Below are 9226 nucleotides of genomic sequence, written 5' to 3' on the forward strand. Positions count from 1 at the left end.
TCTGGGGGACTTTTTCAGCCTGAGCCAAGAAATTCGAGAGCGAAGTAAGTCCAATGGACTTTTTCAGCCTGAGCCAAGAAACTCGAAAGCTCGTAAGTCTGATTGGCTTTTTCAATGTGAATCTTAACTTCACACTCCCAAAGAGGTATTAGTGTCGTGTCTCAATCTTATATCAATGTTATCGGTGCTGGTTTGGCAGGTTCTGAAGCAGCTTACCAAATCGCAGAGCGTGGTATTCCAGTTAAACTTTATGAAATGCGTGGTGTCAAGTCGACTCCTCAGCACAAAACAGACAATTTTGCTGAGTTGGTTTGTTCCAATTCTTTGCGTGGGGATGCTTTGACAAATGCAGTTGGTCTTCTCAAGGAAGAAATGCGTCGCTTGGGTTCTGTTATCTTGGAATCTGCTGAGGCTACACGTGTTCCTGCCGGTGGAGCCCTTGCGGTGGATCGTGATGGTTTCTCTCAAATGGTGACCGAAAAAGTGGTCAACCACCCCTTGATTGAAGTGGTGCGTGATGAAATTACAGAATTGCCAACAGATGTTATTACAGTTGTGGCGACTGGTCCCTTGACTAGCGATGCCCTGGCTGAAAAGATTCATGCCCTTAATAATGGCGATGGCTTCTATTTCTACGATGCAGCAGCGCCTATTATCGATGTCAACACTATCGATATGAGTAAGGTCTATCTCAAATCTCGTTATGATAAGGGAGAAGCAGCCTATCTCAATGCTCCAATGACCAAGCAAGAGTTTATGGATTTCCATGAAGCCTTGGTCAATGCGGAAGAAGCACCGCTCAATTCTTTTGAAAAAGAAAAGTACTTTGAAGGATGTATGCCAATCGAAGTCATGGCCAAACGAGGCATTAAAACTATGCTTTATGGTCCTATGAAACCAGTCGGTCTTGAGTATCCAGACGACTACACAGGTCCTCGTGATGGAGAATTTAAAACCCCTTATGCGGTGGTTCAACTTCGTCAGGACAATGCAGCTGGTAGCCTCTATAATATCGTCGGTTTCCAAACCCACCTTAAATGGGGAGAGCAAAAGCGCGTTTTCCAAATGATTCCAGGTCTTGAAAATGCGGAGTTTGTTCGTTATGGGGTCATGCACCGCAATTCTTACATGGATTCACCAAATCTTCTGGAGCAGACCTACCGTTCTAAGAAACAACCAAATCTCTTCTTTGCTGGTCAGATGACGGGTGTGGAAGGCTATGTAGAGTCCGCAGCATCAGGCTTAGTTGCAGGTATTAACGCGGCTCGACTCTTCAAGGGTGAAAGTGAGGCTATTTTCCCAGAGACAACAGCGATTGGAAGTCTAGCTCATTACATCACCCATGCCGACAGCAAACATTTCCAACCAATGAATGTCAACTTTGGGATTATCAAGGAGTTGGAAGGCGAACGTATCCGTGATAAGAAGGCTCGTTATGAAAAAATTGCAGAGCGTGCCCTCAGCGATTTAGAGGAATTTTTGACTGTCTAATTTTTTTGAAAGAATCGCTCATGATACTATAAAAATCTTAGAAATTGTGATAAAATAGGTAGGATAAAAGAAGGAGAGTGAAAATGGCGAATCCCAAGTATAAACGTATTTTAATCAAGTTATCAGGTGAAGCCCTTGCCGGTGAACGTGGCGTAGGGATTGATATCCAAACAGTTCAAACAATCGCAAAAGAGATTCAAGAAGTTCATAGCTTAGGTATCGAAATTGCCCTTGTTATCGGTGGAGGAAATCTCTGGCGTGGAGAACCTGCAGCAGAAGCAGGTATGGACCGCGTTCAGGCAGATTACACAGGAATGCTTGGGACTGTTATGAATGCTCTTGTGATGGCCGATTCATTGCAACAAGTTGGTGTTGATACGCGTGTGCAAACAGCTATTGCAATGCAACAAGTGGCAGAGCCTTATGTCCGTGGACGTGCCCTTCGTCATCTTGAAAAAGGCCGTATCGTTATCTTTGGTGCCGGAATTGGTTCACCTTACTTCTCAACAGATACAACAGCGGCCCTTCGTGCAGCTGAAATCGAAGCGGATGCTATCCTTATGGCTAAAAATGGGGTCGATGGTGTTTACAATGCCGATCCTAAGAAGGACAAGACAGCCGTTAAGTTTGAAGAATTGACCCACCGTGACGTTATCAATAAAGGTCTTCGTATCATGGACTCAACTGCTTCAACCCTCTCAATGGATAACGACATTGACTTGGTTGTCTTCAACATGAACCAACCAGGCAACATCAAACGTGTCGTATTTGGTGAAAATATCGGAACAACAGTTTCAAATAATATCGAAGAAAAGGAATAAGAAAGATTATGGCTAACGCAATTATTGAAAAAGCTAAAGAGAGAATGACCCAGTCTCACCAATCACTTGCTCGTGAATTTGGTGGTATCCGTGCTGGTCGTGCCAACGCAAGTTTACTCGACCGTGTACATGTAGAATACTATGGAGTAGAAACTCCTCTTAACCAAATTGCTTCAATTACCATTCCAGAAGCGCGTGTTTTGTTGGTAACACCATTTGACAAGTCTTCATTGAAAGACATCGAACGTGCCTTAAACGCTTCTGATCTTGGTATCACACCAGCTAACGATGGTTCTGTAATTCGTTTGGTTATCCCTGCTCTTACAGAAGAAACTCGTCGTGACCTTGCTAAAGAAGTGAAGAAAGTCGGTGAGAATGCTAAAGTGGCTGTCCGCAATATCCGTCGCGATGCTATGGATGAAGCTAAGAAACAAGAAAAAGCAAAAGAAATCACTGAAGACGAATTGAAGACTCTTGAAAAAGACATTCAAAAAGTAACAGATGATGCTGTTAAACACATCGACGACATGACTGCCAACAAAGAGAAAGAACTCTTGGAAGTCTAAAAATAAACAGAAAAACTCAGTTGGCATTGCTGGCTGAGTTTTGTTCGAAAGAAGGAAATATGAATACAAATCTTGCAAGTTTTATCGTTGGACTCATCATCGATGAAAACGACCGTTTTTACTTTGTTCAAAAGGATGGCCAGACCTATGCTCTTACCAAGGAAGAAGGTCAACATACAGTAGGGGATACGGTTAAAGGTTTTGCCTACACGGATATGAAGCAAAAACTCCGCTTGACAACTCTAGAAGTGACTGCCACTCAGGACCAATTTGGTTGGGGACGTGTCACAGAAGTTCGTAAAGACTTGGGTGTCTTTGTGGATACAGGCCTTCCTGACAAGGAAATCGTTGTGTCACTCGATATTCTCCCTGAGCTCAAGGAACTCTGGCCTAAGAAGGGTGATCAACTCTACATCCGTCTTGAAGTGGACAAGAAAGATCGTATCTGGGGACTCTTGGCTTATCAAGAAGACTTCCAACGTCTGGCTCGACCTGCCTACAACAACATGCAGAACCAAAACTGGCCAGCCATTGTATACCGCCTCAAGCTGTCAGGAACTTTTGTTTACCTGCCAGAAAATAACATGCTTGGTTTTATCCATCCTAGCGAGCGCTATGCAGAGCCACGTTTAGGGCAAGTTTTAGATGCGCGTGTCATTGGTTTCCGCGAAGTGGACCGCACTCTGAACCTCTCCCTCAAACCACGTTCATTTGAAATGTTGGAAAATGATGCCCAGATGATTTTGACTTATTTGGAAAGCAATGGCGGTTTCATGACCTTGAATGATAAGTCATCTCCAGATGACATCAAGGCAACCTTTGGCATTTCTAAAGGTCAGTTCAAGAAAGTTTTAGGTGGTCTTATGAAGGCTGGTAAAATCAAGCAAGACCAGTTTGGGACAGAATTGATCTAGGGTGACATATGAGAAAATCATTTTACACTTGGCTCATGACCGAGCGCAATCCTAAAAGTAACAGTCCCAAAGCTATCCTAGCAGACCTAGCCTTTGAAGAATCAGCTTTTCCAAAACACACAGATGATTTTGATGAGGTGAGTCGCTTTTTGGAAGAACATGCCAGTTTCTCTTTTAACCTAGGAGACTTTGACGCTATCTGGCAAGAATACTTAGAACACTAGCATGATTCATTGGGTTTGGGCTAGTAATTTCTCCATCCCTTTGCTATAATAAAAAGAAATAAAAGGATTAGAGAGGTTCTTTATTTGAAGGAACATTCAATAGACATTCAACTGAGTCATCCAGATGACCTGTTTCATCTTTTTGGTTCCAATGAGCGCCATCTTCGTTTGATGGAAGAAGAGCTTGATGTGGTGATTCATGCTCGTACAGAGATTGTACAAGTCTTGGGGGGGGAGTCAGCTTGTGAGGAAGCTAGACAAGTTATTCAAGCCTTGATGGTTTTGGTAAATCGTGGAATGACAGTCGGCACACCAGATGTAGTGACTGCGATTAGCATGGTCAAAAACGATGAAATCGACAAATTTGTCGCCCTTTATGAAGAAGAAATTATCAAGGATAATACAGGGAAGCCTATCCGTGTCAAAACACTAGGTCAAAAACTTTATGTGGACAGTGTTAAACAGCATGATGTGACCTTTGGAATTGGGCCAGCAGGTACAGGGAAGACCTTTCTTGCAGTGACCTTAGCAGTGACTGCACTTAAACGTGGGCAAGTCAAGAGGATTATCTTGACACGTCCAGCGGTGGAAGCAGGAGAGAGTCTAGGTTTTCTTCCGGGTGATCTTAAGGAGAAGGTAGATCCTTACCTTCGACCTGTTTATGATGCTTTGTATCAGATTCTGGGGAAAGACCAAACAACTCGACTCATGGAGCGTGAAATTATTGAGATTGCGCCCCTTGCCTATATGCGTGGACGGACCTTGGATGATGCCTTTGTCATTCTCGATGAGGCGCAAAATACGACCATTATGCAGATGAAGATGTTTTTGACTCGTTTAGGTTTTCATTCTAAGATGATTGTCAATGGAGATATCAGTCAGATTGACCTGCCACGCAATGTCAAGTCCGGTTTGATTGATGCCCAAGAGAAACTCAAGAACATTCACCAGATTGACTTTGTTCATTTTTCAGCCAAGGATGTGGTTCGCCACCCAGTTGTCGCTCAGATTATCCGAGCCTATGAACCAGAACAGGTTAAAAAAGAAGAGAGTGAAGAATTAGATTCTCAACCTCTATATGAAGGATAGTTCTTTTGTACTTAAAGTTATCTCAATACTAAATCTATAGTAGATTGAAGCTAGAATAGTACGTTGTGACTGCTAAAACATTTTTAGAAATTAATTTGACTTTCCTGATTGATTTGTTTATATCTTATTTCAATCTACTATAAGTTTGCTTTTTAAATGTTTTATTCAATATCCTTATATTAGATTAGAAAGGTTTCAAGTGGAAGAAACGTATGGAATCAATCTTTTTAAAACTAGCTCAGTATCCCATAGTCGAGACAGAGCGTTTGTTGCTTAGACCTGTAACTTTGAATGATGCGGAAGCAATGTTTGACTATGCCTCGGACAAGGATAATACACGTTACACTTTTTCAACCAATCAAAATGTAGAAGAAACCAAGAATAATATTGCTCAGTTCTACTTGGCTAATCCCTTGGGACGCTGGGGGATTGAATTAAAAGATAACGGCAAGTTTATCGGAACCATTGACTTGCACAAGATTGATCCTGTTCTTAAGAAGGCAGCTATTGGCTACATTATCAATAAAAAGTATTGGAATCAAGGATTGACGACAGAAGCCAATCGTGCCGTAATTGAGCTAGCTTTTGAGAAGATAGGAATGAATAAGTTAGTTGCTTTACACGATAAGGCTAATCCCGCGTCAGGAAAGGTCATGGAGAAATCAGGCATGCGTTTTTCCCACGAAGAAGCTTATGCTTGTATGGACCAGCATGAAAAAGGCCGAATCGTGACAAGAGTTCATTATGTCTTGACCAAGGAAGACTATTTTGCAAATAAATAAGCAGTTGAAAAGAAATTTTTCGACTGTTTTTTCTTCCTCTTACGAATAATCTAAGAGAGGAGAAAATATGGAAGCAATTATCGAGAAAATCAAAGAGTATAAAATCATCGTCATCTGTACTGGTCTGGGCTTGCTTGTAGGCGGATTTTTCCTGCTAAAGCCAGCTCCACAAACACCTGTAAAGGAAACGAATTTGCAGGCTGAAGTTGCAGCTGTTTCCAAGGATTTGGTATCCGAAAAGGAAGTGAACAAGGAAGAGAAGGAAGAACCCCTTGAACAAGATCTAATCACAGTAGATGTCAAAGGTGCTGTCAAATCGCCAGGGATTTATGACTTGCCTGTAGGTAGTCGAGTCAATGATGCTGTTCAGAAGGCTGGTGGCTTGACAGAGCAAGCAGACAGCAAGTCGCTCAATCTAGCTCAGAAAGTTAGTGATGAGGCTCTGGTTTACGTTCCTACTAAGGGAGAAGAAGCAGTTAGTCAACAGACTGGTTCGGGGACAGCTTCTTCAACAAGCAAGGAAAAGAAGGTCAATCTCAACAAGGCCAGTCTGGAAGAGCTTAAACAGGTTAAGGGACTGGGAGGAAAACGAGCTCAGGACATTATAGACCATCGTGAGGCAAATGGGAAATTCAAGTCGATTGATGAACTCAAGAAGGTCTCTGGCATTGGTGCTAAGACCATAGAAAAGCTAAAAGACTATGTTACAGTGGATTAAGAACATCCCCATTCCCCTAATTTACCTGAGTTTTTTGTTACTTTGGTTTTATTACGCTATTTTCTCAGCATCCTATCTTGCTTTGTTGGGCTTTGTTTTTCTGCTAGTCTGTCTCTTTTTCCAATTTCCATGGAAATCAACAGGCAAAGTTTTAGTGATTTGTGGAGTCTTTGGCTTCTGGTTTCTGTTTCAAAATTGGCAACAGAGCCAAGCGAGTCAAAATCTGGCGGATTCTGTTGAAAGGGTACGGATTCTGCCTGACACTGTTAAGGTCAATGGTGATAGTCTGTCCTTTCGCGGCAAGGCTGATGGACGCATTTTTCAAGTCTATTATAAACTCCAGTCCGAGGAGGAGAAAGAAGCCTTTCAAGCTTTAACCGACCTGCATGAGATAGGACTAGAAGGGAAGCTTTCGGAGTCAGAAGGGCAGAGAAATTTTGGTGGCTTTAATTACCAAGCCTATCTGAAGACTCAGGGAATTTACCAGACTCTCAATATCAAAACAATCCAGTCACTTCAAAAGATTGGCAGTTGGGATATAGGAGAAAACTTGTCCAGTTTACGTCGAAAGGCTGTGGTTTGGATTAAGACGCACTTTCCAGACCCTATGCGCAATTACATGACAGGACTCTTGCTGGGACATCTGGACACCGACTTTGAGGAGATGAATGAGCTTTATTCCAGTCTAGGAATTATCCACCTCTTTGCCCTATCTGGCATGCAGGTAGGTTTTTTCATGAACGGATTTAAGAAACTTCTCTTGCGATTGGGCTTGACCCAAGAAAAGTTGAAATGGCTGACTTATCCCTTTTCCCTTATCTATGCGGGACTAACTGGATTTTCAGCATCGGTTATTCGCAGTCTCTTGCAAAAGCTACTGGCTCAACATGGGGTTAAGGGCTTGGATAATTTTGCCTTGACAGTGTTTCTCCTCTTTATTGTCATGCCAAACTTTTTCTTGACAGCAGGAGGAGTCTTGTCCTGCGCTTATGCTTTTATCCTGACCATGACCAGCAAAGAAGGGGAGGGGCTCAAGGCTGTTGCTAGTGAAAGTCTAGTCATCTCCTTGGGCATATTGCCCATTCTATCCTTCTATTTTGCGGAATTTCAACCTTGGTCCATCCTCTTGACCTTTGTCTTTTCCTTTCTATTTGACTTGACCTTCTTACCGCTCTTGTCTATCTTATTTGCCCTTTCCTTTCTCTATCCAGTCATTCAACTGAATTTTATCTTTGAATGGTTGGAGGGAATGATTCGCTTGGTCTCGCAGATGACAAGTAGGCCGTTTGTCTTTGGACAACCTAATGCATGGTTTTTAATTTTATTGTTAATTTCCTTGGCTTTGGTCTATGATTTGAGGAAAAATATCAAAAGAGTAGCTGGCTTCAGCTTACTTATTGTGGGTCTCTTTTTCTTGACCAAGCATCCACTGGAAAATGAAATTACCATGCTGGATGTGGGGCAAGGAGAAAGTATTTTCCTAAGGGATGTAACTGGGAAGACCATTCTCATAGATGTAGGTGGCAAGGCAGAATCTGATAAGAAAATTGAAAAATGGCAAGAAAAGGCGACGACCAGCAATGCCCAGCGAACCTTGATTCCCTATCTCAAAAGTCGAGGAGTAGCCAAGATTGACCAGCTGATTTTGACAAATACGGACAAGGAACATGTTGGAGATTTGTTGGAGGTGACCAAGGCTTTTCATGTAGGGGAGATTTTAGTATCAAAAGGAAGTCTGAAACAGAAGGAATTTGTGGCAGAACTACAGGCGACTCAAACCAAGGTGCGCAGTGTGACAGCAGGAGAGAACTTGCCAATTTTTGGAAGTCAGTTAGAAGTCCTATCTCCAAGGAAAATTGGAGATCATGAAGATACCCTGGTTTTGTATGGAAAACTCTTGGATAAAAACTTTCTTTTCACTGGAAATTTGGAGGAGAAAGGAGAGAAGGACATGCTGAAGCACTATCCTGACCTAGAAGTGGATGTTTTGAAAGCTAGCCAACATGGCTCTAAAAAATCATTAAGTTCAGACTTTTTAGAACAGCTCAAACCAGAGATGACTCTCATCTCAGTTGGAAAGAACAATCGAACGAAACTCCCCCATCAGGAAACTTTGACACGACTGGAAGGTATCAATAGCAAAGTTTACCGAACTGACCAGCATGGAGCTATACGGTTTAAAGGTTGGAATAGTTGGAAGATTGAAAGCGTTCGATAGGAAAGATAAATATTATTATTAGACTTCCTGCGAAACAAAATATGGTATAATAGTTCTATGAATTATGAAGCAAGTAAACAACTAACTGATGCACAATTTAATCGTCTTGTTGGTGTTCAGCGCACGACTTTTGAAGAGATGTTAGCTGTATTAAAAATTAAACACGCAAAAGATGGATAAAAACCTAAATTAAGCCTAGAATACCTTCTTATGGCGACTTCAATATGTGCGAGAATATCGAACTTATGAACAAATTGCGGCTGATTTTGGTATCCACGAAAGCAACTTAACCCATCGGAGTCAATGGGTTGAAGTAACTCTTGTTCAAAGTGGTTTTACGATTTCAAGACCTCCTCTCAGTTCTGAGGACACGGTAATGATTGATGCGACGGAAGTAAACTTC

Annotated in this window: 9 protein-coding genes and 1 pseudogene; all 10 read left to right on the forward strand. The window is 42.1% G+C overall.

What is annotated here, in order from left to right; all coding sequences use genetic code 11:
• The first annotated feature begins 156 nt into the window (after positions 1-156).
• Positions 157-1491, forward strand: a complete 1335-nt coding sequence (gene trmFO / locus HT715_RS11265) for a methylenetetrahydrofolate--tRNA-(uracil(54)-C(5))-methyltransferase (FADH(2)-oxidizing) TrmFO (RefSeq protein ID WP_000083733.1) — start codon at positions 157-159, stop codon at positions 1489-1491.
• An 83-nt stretch (positions 1492-1574) separates the two neighbouring features.
• Positions 1575-2312 carry a UMP kinase gene (pyrH, locus tag HT715_RS11270; protein ID WP_000002996.1) on the forward strand — a complete coding sequence of 246 codons (738 nt, stop codon included), beginning with the start codon at positions 1575-1577 and terminating at the stop codon, positions 2310-2312.
• A gap of 8 nt (positions 2313-2320) precedes the next feature.
• Positions 2321-2878, forward strand: a complete 558-nt coding sequence (frr, locus tag HT715_RS11275) for a ribosome recycling factor (RefSeq protein ID WP_001262225.1) — start codon at positions 2321-2323, stop codon at positions 2876-2878.
• Between the two features lie 59 nt (positions 2879-2937).
• Complete coding sequence (gene cvfB / locus HT715_RS11280) at positions 2938-3792, forward strand: RNA-binding virulence regulatory protein CvfB (RefSeq protein ID WP_001095471.1); 855 nt, start codon at positions 2938-2940, stop codon at positions 3790-3792.
• A gap of 8 nt (positions 3793-3800) precedes the next feature.
• A complete protein-coding gene (locus HT715_RS11285) occupies positions 3801-4016 on the forward strand; it encodes a YozE family protein (RefSeq protein WP_001232084.1) in 216 nt (71 codons plus the stop codon).
• Between the two features lie 84 nt (positions 4017-4100).
• The gene (locus tag HT715_RS11290) at positions 4101-5105 is read left to right on the forward strand and encodes a PhoH family protein (RefSeq protein WP_138707089.1); all 1005 of its coding nucleotides are present in this window, start codon (positions 4101-4103) and stop codon (positions 5103-5105) included.
• 212 nt (positions 5106-5317) lie between these two features.
• Complete coding sequence (locus HT715_RS11295) at positions 5318-5887, forward strand: GNAT family N-acetyltransferase (RefSeq protein ID WP_000443735.1); 570 nt, start codon at positions 5318-5320, stop codon at positions 5885-5887.
• 67 nt (positions 5888-5954) lie between these two features.
• Positions 5955-6605, forward strand: coding sequence for a helix-hairpin-helix domain-containing protein (locus tag HT715_RS11300; RefSeq protein ID WP_000387332.1), 651 nt, complete (start codon positions 5955-5957; stop codon positions 6603-6605).
• Entirely contained in the window at positions 6589-8823 is a 2235-nt protein-coding gene (locus HT715_RS11305; RefSeq protein ID WP_138700418.1) for a DNA internalization-related competence protein ComEC/Rec2, read from the forward strand. The genes HT715_RS11300 and HT715_RS11305 overlap by 17 nt, the downstream gene beginning before the upstream one ends.
• 57 nt (positions 8824-8880) lie before the next feature.
• A pseudogene (locus tag HT715_RS11310) lies at positions 8881-9226 on the forward strand (transposase family protein); the annotation flags it as partial.

This window comes from Streptococcus sp. 4155, assembly GCF_013276695.1.
Taxonomy (GTDB): domain Bacteria; phylum Bacillota; class Bacilli; order Lactobacillales; family Streptococcaceae; genus Streptococcus; species Streptococcus pseudopneumoniae.